Annotated in this window: 15 protein-coding genes and 2 tRNA genes; 7 read left to right on the top strand and 10 right to left on the bottom strand. The window is 45.9% G+C overall.

Annotation, left to right across the window (positions count from 1 at the left end):
- Positions 1–21: 21 nt before the first annotated feature.
- From ACTXGJ_RS09740 to rsmH, 4 genes are all read right to left on the bottom strand, one after another.
- Complete coding sequence (locus ACTXGJ_RS09740) at positions 22–1719, bottom strand: UDP-N-acetylmuramoyl-L-alanyl-D-glutamate--2,6-diaminopimelate ligase (protein ID WP_443565809.1); 1698 nt, start codon at positions 1717–1719, stop codon at positions 22–24.
- 59 nt (positions 1720–1778) lie between these two features.
- Positions 1779–3842, bottom strand: a complete 2064-nt coding sequence (locus ACTXGJ_RS09735) for a peptidoglycan D,D-transpeptidase FtsI family protein (protein WP_439240579.1) — start codon at positions 3840–3842, stop codon at positions 1779–1781.
- On the bottom strand, positions 3839–4324 hold the full coding sequence (gene ftsL, locus ACTXGJ_RS09730; protein WP_439240581.1) for a cell division protein FtsL: 486 nt from the start codon (positions 4322–4324) through the stop codon (positions 3839–3841). The genes ACTXGJ_RS09735 and ftsL overlap by 4 nt, the downstream gene beginning before the upstream one ends.
- Positions 4325–4607: 283 nt before the next feature.
- Positions 4608–5597, bottom strand: coding sequence for a 16S rRNA (cytosine(1402)-N(4))-methyltransferase RsmH (gene rsmH / locus ACTXGJ_RS09725; RefSeq protein ID WP_439240684.1), 990 nt, complete (start codon positions 5595–5597; stop codon positions 4608–4610).
- Between the two features lie 339 nt (positions 5598–5936).
- Here rsmH and gltX point away from each other — a divergent pair, with 339 nt between their 5' ends.
- The 4 genes from gltX (at position 5937) to ACTXGJ_RS09705 (ending at position 9482) form a co-directional block, all read left to right on the top strand.
- Positions 5937–7475, top strand: coding sequence for a glutamate--tRNA ligase (gene gltX, locus ACTXGJ_RS09720; RefSeq protein ID WP_443565839.1), 1539 nt, complete (start codon positions 5937–5939; stop codon positions 7473–7475).
- A gap of 183 nt (positions 7476–7658) precedes the next feature.
- Positions 7659–7734: transfer RNA gene (locus tag ACTXGJ_RS09715), tRNA-Ala, on the top strand.
- 148 nt (positions 7735–7882) lie between these two features.
- Positions 7883–7958, top strand: a tRNA-Glu gene (locus ACTXGJ_RS09710).
- A gap of 462 nt (positions 7959–8420) precedes the next feature.
- Positions 8421–9482: a hypothetical protein gene (locus ACTXGJ_RS09705; RefSeq protein WP_439240584.1), complete on the top strand. Its 1062-nt coding sequence runs from the start codon at positions 8421–8423 to the stop codon at positions 9480–9482.
- 126 nt (positions 9483–9608) lie between these two features.
- Here the strand turns inward: ACTXGJ_RS09705 and ACTXGJ_RS09700 are convergent, their stop codons facing one another.
- On the bottom strand, positions 9609–10529 hold the full coding sequence (locus ACTXGJ_RS09700) for a DMT family transporter (RefSeq protein WP_439240586.1): 921 nt from the start codon (positions 10527–10529) through the stop codon (positions 9609–9611).
- Between the two features lie 297 nt (positions 10530–10826).
- Here ACTXGJ_RS09700 and ACTXGJ_RS09695 point away from each other — a divergent pair, with 297 nt between their 5' ends.
- The gene (locus tag ACTXGJ_RS09695; protein ID WP_439240588.1) at positions 10827–11480 is read left to right on the top strand and encodes a LysE family translocator; all 654 of its coding nucleotides are present in this window, start codon (positions 10827–10829) and stop codon (positions 11478–11480) included.
- Between the two features lie 97 nt (positions 11481–11577).
- On the opposite strand, the gene acnA is transcribed toward ACTXGJ_RS09695, so the two are convergent.
- Together acnA and ACTXGJ_RS09685 are read right to left on the bottom strand one after the other, a co-directional pair.
- On the bottom strand, positions 11578–14364 hold the full coding sequence (acnA, locus tag ACTXGJ_RS09690; RefSeq protein ID WP_443565806.1) for an aconitate hydratase AcnA: 2787 nt from the start codon (positions 14362–14364) through the stop codon (positions 11578–11580).
- Between the two features lie 327 nt (positions 14365–14691).
- Complete coding sequence (locus ACTXGJ_RS09685; RefSeq protein ID WP_443565804.1) at positions 14692–15702, bottom strand: DUF3025 domain-containing protein; 1011 nt, start codon at positions 15700–15702, stop codon at positions 14692–14694.
- 139 nt (positions 15703–15841) lie between these two features.
- Between ACTXGJ_RS09685 and ACTXGJ_RS09680 the strand changes: the two genes are divergently transcribed.
- Together ACTXGJ_RS09680 and ACTXGJ_RS09675 are read left to right on the top strand one after the other, a co-directional pair.
- On the top strand, positions 15842–16558 hold the full coding sequence (locus ACTXGJ_RS09680) for a metal-dependent hydrolase (RefSeq protein WP_443565802.1): 717 nt from the start codon (positions 15842–15844) through the stop codon (positions 16556–16558).
- A 28-nt stretch (positions 16559–16586) separates the two neighbouring features.
- Positions 16587–17126, top strand: coding sequence for a YchJ family protein (locus tag ACTXGJ_RS09675; protein WP_443565801.1), 540 nt, complete (start codon positions 16587–16589; stop codon positions 17124–17126).
- A 3-nt stretch (positions 17127–17129) separates the two neighbouring features.
- Here the strand turns inward: ACTXGJ_RS09675 and ACTXGJ_RS09670 are convergent, their stop codons facing one another.
- From ACTXGJ_RS09670 to ACTXGJ_RS09660, 3 genes are all read right to left on the bottom strand, one after another.
- Positions 17130–18026, bottom strand: a complete 897-nt coding sequence (locus tag ACTXGJ_RS09670) for a class II glutamine amidotransferase (protein WP_439240599.1) — start codon at positions 18024–18026, stop codon at positions 17130–17132.
- Positions 18027–18347, bottom strand: coding sequence for a hypothetical protein (locus ACTXGJ_RS09665; protein ID WP_443565800.1), 321 nt, complete (start codon positions 18345–18347; stop codon positions 18027–18029).
- 203 nt (positions 18348–18550) lie between these two features.
- Complete coding sequence (locus ACTXGJ_RS09660) at positions 18551–19789, bottom strand: homoserine kinase (protein ID WP_443565798.1); 1239 nt, start codon at positions 19787–19789, stop codon at positions 18551–18553.
- Positions 19790–19924 lie beyond the last annotated feature (135 nt).

Genomic DNA, 19924 nt, shown 5'->3' with positions numbered 1-19924 from the left:
GCTCAAAGAAAGCTTAATGAGCTAGGCACGCCCTACTTGATTAAGGGCCTGTTGCAAGATCACACTGTCATCAAAGTCATAACGCACCCCTTTGATCTCCTGATAAGTCTCATGACCTTTACCAGCGATGACCACGATATCAGCAGCGTTTGCCTGCTCAACTGCATACTCTATCGCCTTTTGCCGGGCAGGCTCGATATGAGTACGCTGATATTGCTCATCCGTCATGCCCGCTTGCATATCTTGCAAAATAACATTAGGGTCTTCACTACGTGGGTTATCCGCGGTTAATATGACTCGATCAGCGCCCGCCAGCCCTGCTTGCGCCATAATAGGACGCTTGCCAGCATCACGATCACCGCCACAGCCAAATACCGCCCACAGCTTACCTTCACAATGCGCTTTGAGGCTTATCAACACTTGACTGAGCGCGTCCGGCGTATGCGCGTAATCAACGATAAAGCAGCCCTCGCTCGATGGCACACGCTGCATACGTCCGACTGCGCCGTGCAATTTAGGAACCAACTCGCCGATGCGCCCAATATCTATCCCGAGCGCCACCGCTGCTGCAATAGCGGCCAATAGATTGGCGACATTGAAGTACCCTAAGAGCGGACTGACCATGTCGATATTGCCAAATTCGCTCTGCATAGTTATCATCACGCCTTGCAAGCTTGGCTGAATACTAGCGGCACTAAAGGTGGCTTTTTTGGCAGTATCTAGGCTATAAGTCCACACGCTCAAACCACTCGCTTGCGCGATATCTAGCATAGTTTGTGCGTACGCATCATCGATATTAATAATGGCATGAGTGAGACTGGGGAAATGCTGCTTATCAAACAGCTTGGCTTTAGCCGCGACATACTCATCCATATCCGCATGATAATCTAAATGATCACGAGACAGGTTGGTATAAATAGCGACTTTAATAGGTACGCCTTGCAAACGCTGCTGATCGAGACCATGCGAGCTAGCCTCTAGCGCTAACAAATCCACTTGCTGCGCACCCATTTGCTGCAAAAACTGCTGCACTGCTAGCGCATCACCAGTAGTGTGGCTGGCTTGCACCAGTGACTCTAATTTACCATTACCTGCCGTGCCCATAACCGCGCTACTCATGCCCGCTAATTGCGCTAACTGGGCTACCAATTGGCTAATCGTGGTTTTGCCATTGGTACCAGTAACCGCGGCTACCGTGGGTAGCGTTGTGGGCTGCTCGTACTGCAGACGCAGCTGCACCAAGTCACCGAGAAAATCACGGATATTAGGCACATAAACGACGGGACAAGGAAAATTCGATAGCTGCTGCTCAGCAGGCAATTTATTATCATTTGGCTGAATATTAGCATTGGCTGGTACGTTAGCTTCGCTAAGCAGGGCTTGCGGGTCTATTTCAGATAAAATAAAAGCAGCGCTGTTTGCCGCTTGTTGTAGGTAGTGACGGCTCTGTTGGCAGTTCGGTGTCTGGCTTTTTAGCAGTATAAAAGCATCGTTTTCGGCCATTTTCCGGCTATCTAGTCGTAACTGTGCAAAAGAAATGCCCATCACTGGACTCAGGGCAGTAATGGACGTTAATTGTTGTGACAAACGCTTGCTTGCAGGAGTGCTGTCTTGGTGTTTATTGTTTAGTAGCTGCTGTAAGGTCACGGTACTGGTTTGGTTATTCTTGTTTTGATCAATACTGTTTTGATTAATATTAGCCTGATAAGCGTCAGTCATGAAAAATCCTAGAGCTTTAAAATGAAATAAAAGTTAAAAACTTCGCCTCAAGCGAGCGACTACTCTTGCGTTTGTAACGGCTTATCAAGCGGCACATTATACAGGCGTAGCGCTTCTTTCATCACGTTATGAAAGACCGGCGCGGCGGTCAAACCGGCATAATGCAGCCCGCGCGGATCTTCCAACAAGATAACGCTGACTAGCCTTGGATTGGACGCTGGCGCCATACCGGCGAAGATATTACGGTACTGATCGGTATAGTAACCGCCATCAGGGTTAATACGGCGCGAAGTACCGGTCTTGCCAGCCACGCGATAGCCATCAATATTAGCAGCTTTTGCGGTACCACCCGGCAGCGTTACCGACTCAAGCATCTCGACGATGGCCATCGCTTGCTCATGCTCCATGATACGCTTGCTTGGCAGCGGCTTATCGGTTTTAGTCAACGTCAGAGGATGCATAACCCCGCCCGCTGCTAGTGCCGCATAAGCTTGCGCAACTTGCGCAAGCGTTGCTTCCATACCATAGCCATAACTGACAGTGGCACGGCGCGCGGTTTCTTTCTCTTCGGGTGTCGTGACATTACCACTACCTTCGCCTGGAAACTGTAGCGGGGTTTTTGCGCCAAAACCAAATTTCTTTTGCATACTAGTGATGCCATTAGCAGGCAAAGAGAGGGCGATTTTCGTTGAAGCCACGTTACTAGATTTTTGTAGTAGGGTCGCAAGATTAATCGTACCTAAATTATTATGATCACGAATAGTATAACCACGGACGCGGATAGAGCCAGGATTAGTATCGATCAAAGAGTTGGCGGTATACTTTCCTGAATCAAGCGCTGCTGCTACGGTAAAAGGCTTCATCACTGAGCCCGGCTCGAAGACATCGAGCAGTGCCCGATTGCGCTGATTCTCGCCAGTCATCTCATTGAGATTATTAGAATTAAAAGAAGGCCAAGTCGATAAAGCTAGCACTTCACCGTTTTGGACGTCTACTACCATACCCGTTGACCAACGCGCTTGCTGCAAGCGTCCGGCTTTTTCTAATTCCTTGTAGAGCAAGTACTGTAAGCGCGAATCGATAGTCAAAGCCACATTTTTACCTGCGACTTCTGGCTTTAATTGTTTAATTTCTTTGAGACTGTTTTGTTTGGCATCTTTTAGCACTAGGACTTTGCCGTCCTCCCCTGCTAATATTTGCTCAAACTGACGCTCGATACCCGCGCGGCCTTCATAACCGCCCTCAGGGTCATTGGCGTTTTGACCCATAAATCCAAGCAGCTGCGCGTTGGGCTGCGGCTGCGGATAATAACGCTGAAAGAAATTTTTCTCATATACGCCCGGGAAGTCAAGCGAGCTGACGCTTTGGGCGATCTCAGGGGTGACTTTATTGAGTAGCGGCATATAGTGCGACCCTGGACCTGAAGGTAGTGCTGCTTTGACCGCCTCATCATCGGTGACATCGACGCTCTTGTCGATAGCAGCAGCCTTTTCAAGCTCAGTCACCGGAATGTTGGCCGCTGCTGCTAACACAGTCAGATCCATATTATCCAAGCGCTTTTGCATCCGTGCTCGTAATACCGGTTGACTGGGATTTTCGATGATGACTCTATTGAGCTCATAGTATTCACGCGCATAGTCATGCGGACTAAAGGAAACAGTCGCTAATGGCGCACTGACCGCTAGCGGTAGCTGATTACGATCGGTAATCATGCCGCGATACGACTTTTGTGTACGCTCGCTGGTGATCAGCTCATTGCCTTTGTCTTGATAAAACTGGGCGTTGGCGACTTGTAGATAATAGGCACGGCCTATCAGTAGCACCAAAACTGTTAAGGCGATAGCCCACACCATCCGAAAGCGGTTTTTGTCATATTCAAAGCCACCACGCGAAGACGCGCCTGAGGCCTTACTCATAATGGTGCGTTTAGATTTGCGATTCTTTACACTGGTATAAGCGCCTTGCGAGTCACTCTTTTTCTTACGAGAGAATATTTTTTTACTCGCGCTAGTAGAGTTACCTTTAGCTTCTTGCTGAGCTTTCGCTTTGCTAGCAGGACGTAGCGGCTTTATCACTTTACCGCTAGCTGATTTTTTATCGGTTGATGGCTTTTTGCTACTCATTGTCCATCCCCTCTAGAGTCTGCAGCGGACGGGTTTTCTGGGCTCAGGTCAGTGTTGGCAACATCAGTGCTACTATTATCGGTATCAGCGCTAGCAAAAGTGTCACCCGCTATCACTGGAGCGCCTGGCTGAATAATGAGTTTATCTTTCAGCGTTGGCGAATACATGCCTAGTTCTGCGACTGCGCGACTGGCAATCTGCGGTGTCGCACTAAAGGTTTGCTGCTCAATGAGCAAGCGCTGATGCTCAACTTGTAATTTACGCTGCTGTTTTTTCATATCTTGCAAGGTCTTATAGTCCTGATGGTATTGCTGTACCGCTTCAGCCGTTTTGATACCACTCCAAACAATACCCGCCGCCAACAATAACAGCACCATCACATAGATATTTATTACACTAAAACGCTGCGCAAACATCTCGCCCACATCGCTATGAGTTGAGCTTGCTACGCGGCCGGATTTAGGTTTGCCAGATATTGCCATGACGATCTCAAAAAGGTGGACTTAAAGATAAAGAAAAACTAACAGCTACTTTTTAATAAAAAGCTAATAGTCAGTAAAAACCATTAGTTAGTAAAACCTAAAGGTAACTAGCCGGTTAGTTTAACCGCTATTACTTACGGCTTTTTAACGGTTACGTATCCGTTGAAACATTATACTAAGCAACAGTGGCTGAAAAATTTGTGTTTTTACAATTTTGTATTCTTACTATAATCAGTCTTAGCTAAATATTTGCTCAGCGTAAAAGCTGATAGTAACTCAACTCTCAATCAGATTTTTGCTCATAAGCGATATCAGTACGAGTCGCCGCACGCAGCCAAGCACTACGTGAGCGCGGGTTCTGAGCGATCTCAGTTTTGCTAGGGCCAATGCGTTTGGGCTTACTAAAATAGCGCGGGCGCTTAGGCGGCATCGGTAAGTTTTCATCCTCAGGATACTGCCCCTTACTATGACGCTGCAAAAACTGCTTGATGCGGCGATCCTCAAGCGAATGAAAGCTGATCACCGATAGCTGACCGCCCGCCTTTAACACCGTAAGGCTCTGCTCCAAAAAGCTATCGACATCGCCAAGCTCGTTATTGATAAAGATACGCATCGCCTGAAAGCTTTGGGTCGCTGGATGTTTGCCGCGTTGCCAGTTGGGATGCGCTACTTTGATAACCTCCGCTAGCTCTAATGTCGACTCATAGCTCTCCATTTGCTTGATCGCCCGCGCAATACGGCGACTGTGTCGCTCCTCGCCAAACTCATATAATACATTGGCCAAAGTCTCATCATCGACTTGCGCAAGCCACTGCCCAACCGACTGTCCACGGCTAGTATCCATGCGCATATCCACTGCGCCATCCCGCATAAAACTAAAGCCGCGGCTGCCATCGTCGATCTGCGGTGAGGAGATGCCTAAATCTGCCATGAGGCCATCGACTTGGCTAATACCAAGCGCGGCTAAGCTGTCAGTTAAAGTGGCAAAGCTGTCATGCACCACTTTGATCCGGCTATCTGCAGCCGCCAATTCATTAGCTACAGCAATGGCAGTCGGGTCTTTATCAAAGACAATCAACTGCGCATCGTTAGCTAATTGCGAGAGTAGTAGGCGGCTATGACCACCGCGCCCAAAAGTCGCATCGACATAGATGCCGCGCGCTTGTAGACTGTTGTCGCTATTCGCTTTCGGCAGGGATTTGACGCCGAGTACAGCTGCGACCGCTTCTTCTAGCAGTACCGCTTCATGACTAAACTCTGCTTCATTAGGAATAGCAGACTGCGTCGCTGCTGGAGCATCTAATTTTGGACTTGGTTTTGGCTTCGATAATGACACAAATAACTCAATAGATGACGACCCTATGGGCCAGTAATGTTATAAAAAAAACAAGATAAAAATAAACAAGTTAGGCTCCGCTAGCGTTATTATCGCAAGGATACACAGCTAGTCAAGCACCAACTGGGCTTTTCACTAAAAATATCTTGGCTGTCTGTTATACTAGCGCTCTATTTTACGCTATTTTTTGCGGTTAGTTATAACCCTCTTGACTCAATTTTTAAACAGACCTGTTTAACCAAAAACTTCTTAACTGATCATTCTATGTAAGGCGACCTGATGCAAACCACTTCAAACAACCCAGCTCCTTCCACTCGTCCCGTGCGTACTCGTATTGCGCCCTCGCCTACTGGCTTTCCGCATGTCGGTACGGCTTATATTGCGCTATTTAACCTAGCCTTCGCCAAGGCGCATGGTGGCGAGTTTATCCTGCGTATCGAAGATACCGATCAGGCGCGCTCCACTGAAGCTTCCGAGCAAATGATCTTGGACGCGCTACGTTGGGTGGGACTTGATTGGGCAGAAGGTCCTGATGTCGGCGGACCACATGCCCCTTATCGTCAAAGCGAGCGCGCGAATATCTATAAAGAACATGCGCAAAAGCTACTCGATAATGATCACGCGTTTCGCTGCTTTTGTACACCCGAAGAATTAGATGCGATGCGAGCGGAGCAAATGGCTCGCGGCGAGACGCCGCGCTATGATGGTCGTTATGCTGATCTGCCGCGCGCTGAGTCGGACAAGCTTGTCGAATCGGGTAAACCTTTTGTCATCCGCATGCGCGTGCCTACCGAAGGCGTTTGTAAGATTGAGGATATGCTACGCGGTACGGTTGAGATTCCGTGGGAGCAAGTCGATATGCAAGTGCTGCTAAAAACTGATGGTCTGCCGACTTATCATTTAGCCAACGTCGTCGATGATCATTTGATGCAAATCAGTCACGTGATGCGCGGAGAAGAGTGGCTAAATTCTGCGCCTAAGCATCAATTATTATATGAGTATTTTGGTTGGGAGATGCCAGTGCTATGCCATATGCCGCTACTGCGTAATCCTGACAAATCAAAGCTGTCTAAGCGCAAAAACCCAACCTCTATCACTTATTATCGTGATGCTGGCGTGCTGCCAGAAGCTCTGCTCAATTATCTTGGACGTATGGGCTACTCGATGCCGAATGATGAAGAGAAGTTCACCCTTGAGGAGATGATAGCGAGCTTCAATATTCAGCGCGTCTCCTTAGGTGGCCCTATCTTTGACATCGAAAAGCTCAATTGGCTCAATAGCGAATGGTTACGCGAGCTGACGCCTGAAGAATTAAAAAACAGAATTCTCGACTGGGCTAATAATAGCGATAAGCTCACTGCAATGGCAGCCGCAATTCAGCCGCGTATTGAACTGCTCTCTGATGCGGTCAATTGGGGTGGTTTTTATTTCCAAAACCTACCTGAGATTACCAGCGATGACTTTGAGCACAAAAATCTCACACCTGAGCAAATCATGGAGATTCTCCAGTTAACGCTATGGCAACTTGAGTCATTGCCTGAATGGTCTGAAGAAAATATTTATGCCACTATCAAAGGCTTGTCTACGGCGCTCGATCTCAAGATGCGCGACTTTATCGCCCCTTTCTTTATCGCTATTGCCGGTAGCTCCTCATCCACGCCAGTGATGAACTCGATGTGGATCATCGGTGCCGATATGACCTTAAATCGCTTGCGCCACGCGGTTGAAGTACTAGGCGGCCTTGGTAAGAAAAAAATGAAAAAGCTTGAGAAAAAAGCCGCAGATCTGCCTGATTTTTTGGCTGATGCTGAATAGTTGACTCAAAAAGCTACTCTTTTTTGTCTGGTGAGATTCGCGCACCGGAAGTTTAAGGTCTTGACCAATAGTGCGCGAGGCTTACCCTACATTTGGCTTTAGTAGATAATTATTTATCACTATTCTAAAAATAGCTATTGACAACCATCCTGCTATTCCCTAAAATACGCTCACTCTTAACGAGGGGCTATAGCTCAGTTGGTAGAGCACTTGCATGGCATGCAAGGGGTCAACGGTTCGACTCCGTTTAGCTCCACCATATTTTTTATCGTTAGATTCTTTTATCTTAGATAAGACAGTTAAGAGGCAGTATCAGCACCTAGGCAAGGCTTGTTTATATAGAATAAGCGCTCTGATATTGTGCAGTACCGTTATAGCCCTATTTATTAAGCTATAACACTCTATGCGTCCCCATCGTCTAGAGGCCTAGGACACCGCCCTTTCACGGCGGTAACGGGGGTTCGAATCCCCCTGGGGACGCCACTATACGGCGTCATTTATTAGCGATTTTGCTGTAAAGCACCTGGTAAGACTAATAAATACACTACTAAAAGCTCAGTCATCGAGGATGACTGAGCTTTTTTTATGCTTCTATTTTATAAATCTCTTTAACTAACCGCGAAGCTATTAAGATACCATTCATAAATGATCAACATATTTATGAATATCAATACCTTATAATAAATTAACTTAGTATCAACACAACTTTACATCTGTCTGCTTCTTTCACATTGTTTAACACTCCTATACACGATAGCTTTGTTTTTATACTTAACTGTATTATTAATATTACTTTTAATTCCTTATGCTTGGCTTATATTTATAAAAGGTCTCTTTTTATTTAAGTTATAGATAAACCTGTAGACAACTAACACTGGCTAGATCATTTCGATGGTCTAGTCACAGAAACCTATTAGCATTTAGAATAAAATATAAGGAATAGCTATGTTACCTACTACTTACTCCCCTCAGCGCCGTCCGTCTTGGCGCGGTGTGCTAGCAGGTCTCGTCATGGGATTGATCGTCGTTATGGCGATGGTTGCTTTAGCGCTAGTGTTAAGCTCGTTCTTACCTTTTGATCTAAAAGGAACTAGCATTGCTGGCGGAATTTATGCCGCTATCACCGCTCTAGTCAGTGCCTTTGTCGCTGGCTACTATGCTATCAAATTCTCAGCGCCAGAAGCTATCTTTGGTGATGGCACAGAAGTCGACCAAAAAGATGCGTCTTTAACTGGTATGTTGACTGCTGCTTTAATCGTACTATTTACCACCTTTTTTGCTATGAGCGGTGCTACTAGTATCTTGGCAACTGCAGGCAATGTGGTTGGCGGTACGGTGAGTACGGTTGCTAAAACCGCTGGCGGTGTTGCCGCAGCTGGAACTTCAGCGGTAGGAACGGCAGCAGTTGCCGCACCTGATAGTGCTATTGAGCAGATGCAGCAAAAAGCCCAGCAAGCTTATCAAACCGTTTCAGGTAATATTAGCCAAGAAGATCTTAATGCTTTAGTCGCTAAGAACACGCAAGGCCTGAACGAAACTCAAATCGCAGCGACAACTAACGTATTAGAAGAGATGATCAATAATACTCGAGGTGATGTTGCTGATATGGACTTCACGAATATTGATACTTGGCGTAACATTGATGACTACGCAAAACAGCGTATGGCATCAATCGAACAAACGCTAAAAAGTGATGAGCTTATCACGCGTCTGCAGGCAGAAGGTCTTACTGAAGCTCAAGCGCTAGAAGTACGCAATGAAGCTACTCAGTCGTTTAACGAATATAAGATGAAAACTGAGCAGTATATCGCGCAAGCACAGCAAACTGTCGACCAGAATTTACAACAAGCTGAAGAGGTTGCTCGTAAAGCTGCCCTATACAGTGGTCTATTTTGGCTGATTAGTGCCTTGCTAACCTTTGTAGCTGCTATAGCAGGTGCAAAAAGCGCCGCTACCAGTCATCGCTTAGAGCGTCCTATCGTCACTTATGGTGATAACGTTCGATAATCGATTACACTTATTTAATAAGTTAAAACTTAGCTACTAAAGCTAGCTACTAAAAAACAAAAGCTCAATCCCAGTAAAATAAGGGATTGAGCTTTTTTATGCGTCAAGACACTTTGTATAATGCTATTAACGCTCTACGTCTAATGACTGCGAGGACTTAGTAAAGCTAGCCAAAGACAAGTTCAAAGATAAATAAGTGCCGATAAGTATCACCGCTGAGCCTATAATAGCGTGCATATCTAAGGCCTCACCTAATAAAATATAACCAAATATAATGGCAAAGATTGGAATCACTAGCGTAATGCTAGTCGCGCGCATCGGCCCAATACTTTTTATTAGCTCATTGATAAAGATAAAAGCGATAGCGGTTGAGAATACGCCGATACAAACGACAGATACCCAAGCCTTAACACTAATACTCTGACCGTACGGAAACTCATAAATCGCCACTGGTAGCATTACCACACTAGCAATTAGCATAGCGCCAATAGTAATAGCGACAGGCGAGGTGTCTTGCAAATAGTTCTTGGTGACGTTTGCCCCTACTGCATAACCCACACAGCCTAATAGCGCATAGCCCATCGGTAACAGCCCTGAGCTTAATTCCGTAGCCGCACCGCCAAACAAGCTTTCACTCATTAAGATCACGACGCCTACGATGCCGATAAATAAACCTAAGGTCTGCTTTTTTGAGAGCTTATCATTGAAGAATGTACTGGCGATAAAGCCGCTCATCATCGGAACCGCGGCATTGAGCACCGCGAGCACGCCAGCATTAACGGCTTGAGCGGCATAAGAGAATAAAACAAACGGAATCGCTGTAGAGATCAGGCCCACTACGGTAAGCAGCTTCCAGTGCTGTCGGACCGCAATTAAATGGGAAGGATTGAACGCAACAAAAGCGAGCATCGTGACGCCGGCAAATACAACTCGTAAGCTGGCAAACGACATAGAGCCAAACTCAGGTACGCCGACTCTATAAAATATAAAGGATAGCGACCACATAAAGGATAAGCTAATAAAGATAATAAGATCGCGTCTACTCATAAGCTACTCAGCTTGGCGGTTGTCTGATAGGATAGATGGACAATATTGCTAAAGAGAATTTAAAGCAATAAAAATAAGTTGATGATAACTTTTTAAGCGTATAAAGGGTGGTTTATCTGTGGATTTAGCGTCAGTATTTGCTATTTTTAAGGGATATCTAACACACTGTTTGACTGCAGCCGCTAGCGTCCTTCAAAAGTATCTTCTTAATCATGTCTATAATAAATCATTTGTATAATAAATAAGCTGACAGTGTCATAGACTAAAATAATAACCATAAGCAAAAGGTGTTGTGCTATGTTTGGTATCGAAAACTACTGGGGATTTATTCTGACTGGTATTTTGTTAAATATTACCCCAGGCACAGATACCATGTACATCATCACTCGTAGTGTGGCGCAAGGCAATAAAGCGGGACTCTATTCGGTGTTAGGTATCGTCTCTGGCATTCTGGTGCATACGGTACTAGCAGCACTTGGCTTATCCATTATCTTGGCCAATTCCCCACTAGCCTTTACCATTGTCAAATATATCGGCGCCATCTACTTATGCTATCTAGGGATTAAAATGTTAACGCAAAAGTCGGATGCTGTCATAGCAGACGGCTTGCTCAATAATGACAAAGCCGCGCAAGTAAAGTCATTAGATTATGGAAAAATATATAAGCAAGGTGTACTAACCAATACCTTTAACCCAAAAGTCGCGCTATTTTTCTTGGCTTTTTTTCCGCAGTTTATCGATCCAAGCTACGCGCATAGCACGCTATCGTTCTTGATCTTGGGTCTCACCTTTGCTGTCACCGGTCTAGTTTGGTGCTTATGCTTAGCACTACTGGCCTCAAGATTTAGTCAGCGCTTGCGCGAAAATCCAGCGATTGAGACTATCTTAAATAAGATCAGCGGGGTTGTGTTTATTGGTTTGGGAATTAAGTTGTTGACAGAGAGGGTTTAGAGTTAGAAGAATAAGCGCCACCACCACAAAACGACCAGACAAAAAAAAGCCCAATCGTCAAGATTGGGCCTTCTTTCATTCTAACTCTATTTCACCATTAAGCCGCGTCTTTACTCTCGCTTGCTAGCTGACGTAATACATAATGTAGTACGCCGCCATGACGGACGTATTCGCGCTCTTTTGGCGTCTGTAGACCGACGTTGACCTCGAAGTTCTCAGTTGAGCCATCAGCACGAGTAGCAGTCACTTGAGCAGTTTTGCTCTCGCCATTGTCGAGACCTGTGATACTAATGACCTCTGAGCCATCAAGCTTGTAAGTCTCTGCGCTTTCACCCTCTTTAAAGGTCAATGGCAACACGCCCATGCCCACTAAGTTTGAGCGGTGAATACGCTCAAATGAAGTGGTTAATACCGCTTTTACACCAAGCAGAATGGTACCTTTAGCTGCCCAGTCACGGCTTGAACCTGAACCATACTCCGCACCGCCAAGCACAACGAGCGGACGCTTATCTTCTTTATACTTCATCGCCGCGTCGTACATGGCCATCTCAACACCATCTGCTAAGGTCGCTTTGTCGCCTTCGAAGTAATAAGTATAACCGCCCTCTTTACCATCCATCATTTGGTTTTTGATACGGATATTAGCGAAAGTACCACGGGTCATAACCGCATCGTTACCACGGCGCGAACCATAGCTGTTAAAGTCCGCTTCCATGACGCCGCGCTCTTGCAAGTATCTGCCTGCAGGAGAATCAGGATCGATATTACCAGCAGGTGAGATATGGTCGGTGGTAATCGAGTCACCGAACAAACCTAATATACGCGCGCCTTCGATATCGGGGATACCTTCAGGCTCCATGGTCATACCATCGAAGAATGGTGGGTTCTTGATGTAAGTTGAGCCTTCATCCCATGGATATAACTGGCTATCGGCTGAGGTGATTGCGTTCCAAGCTTTACCGCCGTCGAATACTTCGCCGTAGTTTTTACGGAACATATCAGCATCGATGTTATTGGCGATCAGCTCATTGATCTCATCTGACGTCGGCCAAATATCTTTGAGATACACATCATTACCATCTTGGTCTTGTCCTAATGGCTGCGTAGTCAAATCGATATCGACCGTACCTGCTAGCGCATAAGCGACAACAAGTGGTGGTGACGCAAGATAGCTTGCCTTGACATGCGAGTGAATACGGCCTTCAAAGTTACGGTTACCAGAAAGGACAGCAGAGGCAACTAAGTCGTTCTCTTCAATGCCTTTTTCGATAGACTCTAACAGTGGTCCTGAGTTACCGATACAAGTGGTACAACCATAACCGACCAGATAAAAGCCCGTCTTTTCAAGCTCATCCATTAGGTTGGTTTTTTCTAGGTAATCAGTGACCACTTTTGAACCAGGTGCTAGTGAAGTCTTGACCCAAGGCTTGGCTGTAAGACCTTTGGCCGCCGCTTTTTTGGCGACGAGTCCTGCACCAATCATTACCGCAGGGTTTGAGGTGTTGGTACAAGAGGTAATCGCGGCGATAACGACTGAACCATCACGCAGTTTGTGCTTTTTGTCATTGATATTGACGTCGGAAAAGACATTGGGCTTGGCATAGAGTCTATCGGCTTGCTCTTGCTCGCCGCCCTCTTGATCGAAACGGACTTTACCTTTAACTTCGGCTTCTCGATCTTTAGTCATTTTTTCTAGAGTCTCGCCAAACTTTTCATGCATATCAGATAAATTGATACGCTGCTGCGGTAGATTTGGACCCGCTAGTGCCGGCTGGACGGAGGATAGGTCTAATTCTAATTTGCTAGAATAAGTCGCTGCAGGGGTGTCGGCATCATGCCATAAGCCTTGCGCTTTAGCATATTCTTCAACCAGCTTAATCTGGCTCTCTTCGCGGCCCGATAGACGCAGATAATCAATTGCCATTTGGTCAATGGGGAAAATACCACATGTCGCACCATACTCTGGTGACATATTGGCAATCGTCGCACGATCGGCAAGCGGCATGCTATGCAAGCCTTCACCAAAGAATTCAACAAACTTACCCACGACGCCATGAGCACGTAGCATCTCGACCACGCGTAATACTAAATCGGTCGCGGTAACCCCTTCATTAAGCTTGCCGGTTAATTCAAAACCAACGACTTGTGGAATCAACATAGAAGACGGCTGTCCTAGCATCGCCGCCTCGGCTTCGATACCGCCAACGCCCCAACCGAGTACACCAATACCATTAATCATCGTAGTGTGACTATCGGTACCAAACACGGTGTCAGGATAAGCGGTAAGCTCGCCATCGACATCAGCGGCCATGACGACACGAGCCAAATACTCAAGGTTGACCTGATGCACGATACCCGTGGCTGGTGGTACTACTACAAAGTTTTCAAAGGCGTTTTTGCCCCAATGTAAGAACTCATAACGCTCGTTGTTACGCTTAAATTCTATTTTTTCATTCAGATCTAGCGCATCTTCGCGGCCATAAGCATCAACCTGTACCGAGTGATCGACCACTAATTCACTAGGAATGAATGGGTTAATTTGCTCGGCTTTTCCGCCAAGCTCTACCACTGCATCACGCATCGCGGCTAGATCGACGACTGAGGGTACACCAGTGAAATCCTGCAATACTACTCGCGCCGGCATAAAGGCGATCTCTTTTGACGCTTCAGCACCAGCGTCCCAATTAGCGACCGCTTCGATATGATTTTTGCCCACAGACTGACCATCATCTTCGTTGCGTAGTAGGTTCTCTAATACGACTTTCATGCAGTAGGGTAGTTTATTAATATTGTCATAAGTCTCGGCAAGTTTAGGCAGGCTATAATAAGCATGCTCCTTGCCATCGACGCTCAAGGTGTCTTTTACATTAAAAATATCACTCATGGGTAGCTTCCTTATCTACAGAATAGAAATTATGAATTTATTGTTATCACGGTGGCTAATGGGTTGATCGGGTTTATCTGTTGATTACGCTATTAGCAGCCAAGAGCAGAGCTATAGAGTTTCGTAAAAAAGTATCATTCGTTAAGACGGATAACGTGCTGACTTAAAAATCTGATGGCAAACGTCTTGCTAGTAATAGCAGCGTTCTTTTACCATAGCAAATAAGCAGGCGTTTGTTAACGCCTAGGCGTAGGCAAATGGTGGCAGAATCGTAACCAGAGGAGTCCTATATCAAGGCGCGCGGCGGCTTATTATTTACCGCTACCATCATTTTTGCCGATGGCGACCACTGCGAAACACAAAACTATCATCATAAAAGCCTACCTCGCTATTGTCAGACCAAAAATGCGGGACACCTAAGATCGGTAAAGGCGCAAGCTGACGCGGGGTGATATTCTGCTGAGAGAGCAAATCATCCATATAATCGCTAAGCTTATTATCTAGATAACGGATACGTTCATCTGTTGATAAGGTAAAGAAGTCTGGTTCAACATTAATGATCACGCTATGTGCGCATAAGGGTTTACGTGGCTCGATCAATTGCTCAAGTAACGCGTGACCGAATATGTAAACTGCAGCTTTAGCGTCTTTATTAGGAGCATCCGGCTTATCCCAACTCCTTCTCGGTTTGACCAAACTATTTTGCCAATCGAAGTTAATCAAAGCCTTGCCAATGCTAGCATCAGCGGTGACTAAAACTGCGCCATTCTCATCGAACACCGTGATAGTATCGCGCATGCGCCCCCGATTTTTGCTGTTATTAGGTTCGCTGTTATCATTAGTGATCTCGAGCATATGATGATAATTGAGTAATGCTTTGGTCTTGGGAAAGGTCAGCCAAATACTACCATTAAATAAATCATGCAAATTATCGCGAGTCGGAATCTTGCCGGTCGTACCAATAAACTGCTCGTAGCCTTGGCCTTCTAGTAAAGCGTCTTGCGAGACAAACTGCAGCTTATGAGGGTGGTTATCAGCGCTAGGCTTAGTCGTTACTGAGATTTGCCCTTTGTCTTTGGCTGTGCTTTGTCGTCTTAACGCTTTATTGAGCACTTTAGCGATAATATCTGTTTGATTAATATCATTAATATGACTATCAGAATCGGCCTGTCTATCAGGCGAGTGACTTAATATTTTTATCGTTTCACTAAGATAATTAAGCTGACGCAAATGACATAGCCAAGGCGCTTGCCATTTGATATTAGCAAAGCTGGCCTCTAGTTGCCGCTCAATATGAGCGCTAGCAAAATCGTGATTTATCGGAGCAGAAGTAGTCATAGTAAGCATCGTCGCAGTAATTATCTTAGAGCCTATCGTAAATTGGCCTATGCTATCATAGAGCGCTTTTTTGGCGCTAGGTAAACGCCTGCCAAACTAGCCTGATAACTTTTATTAAGAGGATGGATAGTAAAGAAACATGGCAAATTTTAACACCCATCTAAACGGCGCTTTTGCCGTAAGCGGTATCATGGCGCTGACCGTTTATAAAGCAGGGCTCATTGAGGATTCAGGTTTTTTATTGTGTGTAGCGCTCGGGACTGTGGGCGGCTTGCTCCCTGATTTGGACTCTGATAACTCGACCCCGATTAAGCTTGGTTTTAACATGGCGTCTTTTGTGTTTGCTTTTGGGCTAGTGATGCACTGGCGCGATGACTTGAGCTTAGTGGCCTTGATAGCATTATGGCTGGCTGGTTATGGCTTTATGCGCTATATCGTCTTTAATTTGTTTACCAGTATTACCGTGCATCGCGGTATCATTCATTCGGTGCCTTACATGGCAGTATTGGGTTTGGGCATGGTGAGTTTGAGCTACTATGTTTTGGGCAATGCTTTGACAGCCAGCTGGTTCTTTGGCTTGTTTTTATTCGGCGGGGCTATGGTGCATCTGGCTTTGGATGAGCTTTATAGCGTCAATCTAATGGGTATGAGAATGAAGCGCTCATCAGGTACGGCGATGAAGTTCTACCAGCATAAAGACAAATGGTGGTATCTGTTATTGTATGTACTCATTGCGCTACTGGTCTATTTTGCGCCGCCCGTTACCGAGTTTTGGCAACAGCTACGTGATCCTGCTCCTTGGGCACAATTAAAAATGGGGATATTGCCTGCTTTGTTAGAAGATTATTTACGTTAGAACCAACCAATACTTATTAGAGAAAACTATGACTTTATGCCCTTGCCGAGTCTCAAGCAATTTAAGTTTTTTGAGCCAAGCTATCGCTTATAGCGACTGTTGCCAACCGTATCATGATAGTTTGCTTGACGACAGTAGTGATAAATTAGATAGCATTAAAGCTGAGACCGCAGAGCGGCTGATGCGCACTCGTTATAGCGCCTTTGTACTAGTAAAGCCCGAGTATATCGTCAAGACTACCGTGCCCGCGCAGCAAAGTTTGCTTGATGTTGCAGCGATTGAAGAATGGGCAAGGCAGACGCCTTGGGCGGGGCTGGAGATCGTCAGGCACACGCCAAAACTTGGTAAACGTCACGCACAGGTTGAGTTTAAAGCTTACTTTGATACGCCCGATGGGCAGCAAGCACATCATGAGCGCTCTACTTTCGTAAAAGTGAAAGAAGAATCTAATAATGAGCGCTGGTGTTTCTTAGATCCGACAGTAGCGATGACTGTTAGTCAAAAACAGCCCTGCATTTGCGGCTCTGGAGAAAAGTTTAAAAGGTGTTGTGGTGGTTATTTACCATAAACCCTAAACACTCGCCCCAACCGACCTTGCAATCGCTATTCCCTCCTCAATGGTCAAAAACTTACGTAGGCTAGGACTGTCCTTAAACAGTATCTCACCATCTTGGAATATCAGGCATTCATTCACCGCAATCTGTTGCCATTTTTCATTTTCTGTTAAAGGCACCGTCACCAGTATCGTCACCTTATCCGTATCGGTCGTGACATCGCCGAAGTTAATGGCTAAATCATCGTCGGCTAATTTCGCTTCGCCAAATGGCGCTTGACGAGTGAGATAAAACAATAAGCTTCCGGCATAAGCCAATTGCCAGCGTCCGTTAGATATTAAGCAATTAAAAAGCCCATTGGCAGACAGATAACGGCACTGAGTAGTCAAAAAATTAAATAAAGTTTTATCATCGGGACGCGACTTAAAGCTGCTTTTTAGCCGATTAATGAGATAACAAAACGCCATTTCAGAATCAGTCGAGCCGACAGGTTGGCAGTGCTCGGCGTTACCATTATCTTGTAAACGCTGACAGCGCTCGATAAAAGCCTTATTCATCTGACCATTATGGGCAAAAACCCACTGCTCGCCCCAGACTTCGCGCGTGAACGGATGCGTATTCGCTAAGCAGTTCTGTCCTTGCGTCGCCTTACGAATATGAGCAATCACATTCATCGCTTTTATCGGATAATTATTGACTAAGTCGGCAACGGGAGACAAGTGACTCGGACGATTATCATGGAATAGACGTAGGCCAGTAGAATCGTTTTGCACCGCGCATTCACTACGCTCAAAAAAAGCAATGCCGAAGCCATCTTCGTGGCTGTCAGTCATGCCGCCGCGCTTGCGAAATCCGGCAAAGCTAAAGCCGATATCGGTTGGGGTATTACAGTTCATTCCTAAAAGCTGACACATTTATCGATTACCGCCCTGATTATCTGAATTTGTACTACTTATCGCCGTATCTGAGACGATGCCTAATTCTGCATCGCTCATAGTATTGAGTAACGCCTCGCCATCACTATCGCCCTCGACGCCGCTTAAGATACGTTGAGCCTGCGCCAGATCGCTCATTTCTACCCACAGCACGACGCCAGAATTCATCCCGGGGATGGCGCTTAGCGGTTGCAAGGACACGGTGATACCATTATTGCGTAGCAAGTTAGCGTGCAGCTCGCCTTGCATATTGGTATCGTAGCGCGCTAGCTTATGCCAGTTATCGACTTGGTCGGTCATAGAGTTATCCTTAGAGGGTGCCGCGTGAAGGGTTGAAGAATTAGGCAGTGTAGGGCTTGCGACCACGCGCTTGCTTATGGGCCGAACCGCCGCCTTATTGACATTTTTTGTGATCAAAGCTTGGATAACTAGTAGGGTCACGTTAGCTACGCCTTTGTCCTAGAGCTATTTTTATGAGCGGATAAGGGTTTATAAACTAGGGTTTAATAAACCACAAACCCTGATGACCAGTTGATTTGACCTAGCGGATATTCGTCGATATGAAAACCGTTAGGATAATCTTTAAAGCCGGGCTGAGTGCTTAATTGCGCTATCGCTGCTTGCGCTTGCTCTAAACTTGCAAACACGCCGATGAGTTTAAAATCTTCGATGTCGTTATCGCTATTATCGTCCTCATAGCGGGTATGCTCTAGCACAAATACCGAATCTTGCGCTTTTTCGACCTGCGCCCAGTGATAAGCGGCTAAGCGCTTCATGAGATCAGGGTTTTTGACCATGATGTTGTCGCCGGTGCGTCCCTCAGAACGATTGTAGTAGATGACGTTGAGGCGCAGTAGCCAAAATATCACTGCCGCTTTGGCCAGCATCACTGGCATGGCTTGCTTTTCATCATTAGTCAGCGCACGTTTTGACTCATAACCTTGCAAAAAAGCGCTCATTTTTTGGCGATCAAAGTCTACTGACTCGCCCTGTTCGGCATCGCCCCACGTGGTACAAAAATCATTGATAGTAATGGCAATATCCATTACGTAATGCTCGACACTGACCTCAGTAAAGTCTAGCAGACCAGTTAATGTCTCATTATCTTTCGCTAAATTCCATAAGGTATTATCAGCGAACATATCGAGATGACACAAACCTTGCGGCAGCTCAGCTAAAGGTAAATCGCTATAGGATTGCCAGATATCATGCATCAGCTTGGCTTCATCACTTGGCATAAACTGAATTTCGCGGTCGCGCACCTCATCCCACGGATATAAAGTTACACCATAATCATGCGCCGGTTGCAATTCTTGCAGCGTCTCATGCAGCATCGCTAATGCCGCGCCAATCTCATGACACATCGCTGGCGTGGTCTGCTTAGGATGCTCGCCTGCTAAGCAAGGGACGATAGTGATCGCTTTATCTTCATAACGAATGACATAGCGTTTATCTTCACTAGTATCAGTACTGTCCTCAACGAGAGCTAATGGCGCCGCGACTGGTAGTTTGCCGTCTAACTGATTGAGAATGACCGCCATCTTTTCAATATCTTCCGGTGGACGCTCTTCGAATAACGTGAAAACGTAAGAGTAATCGCCCTCAGTATCATCGGTAGTCTGAATAAACCAGTTCGAGTTTTTGATCCCTTGAGTAATAGGAATAGCGCGGACAAAGGACACGCCAAAGCTTGCGCAAAAGGCCGCAAATTGATCATCAGTTAACTGGGTGTAGACAGACATGATATCTCACTTGTGCAATAAAATAAGGTGAATTTGGCAGATAATGCCAGTAATTATACGCTGTCTGAGTCAACAGTCACTAAAAGCAGATAAATTTAGCGAAAACCTGCCTGATATGGCGGCGATTTTGGTAGA

This window comes from Psychrobacter sp. 1Y11 (assembly GCF_052259045.1).
Taxonomy (GTDB): domain Bacteria; phylum Pseudomonadota; class Gammaproteobacteria; order Pseudomonadales; family Moraxellaceae; genus Psychrobacter.
Note: the sequence above shows the minus strand (reverse complement) of the source record. Positions and strands in the feature narration are given on the sequence as shown.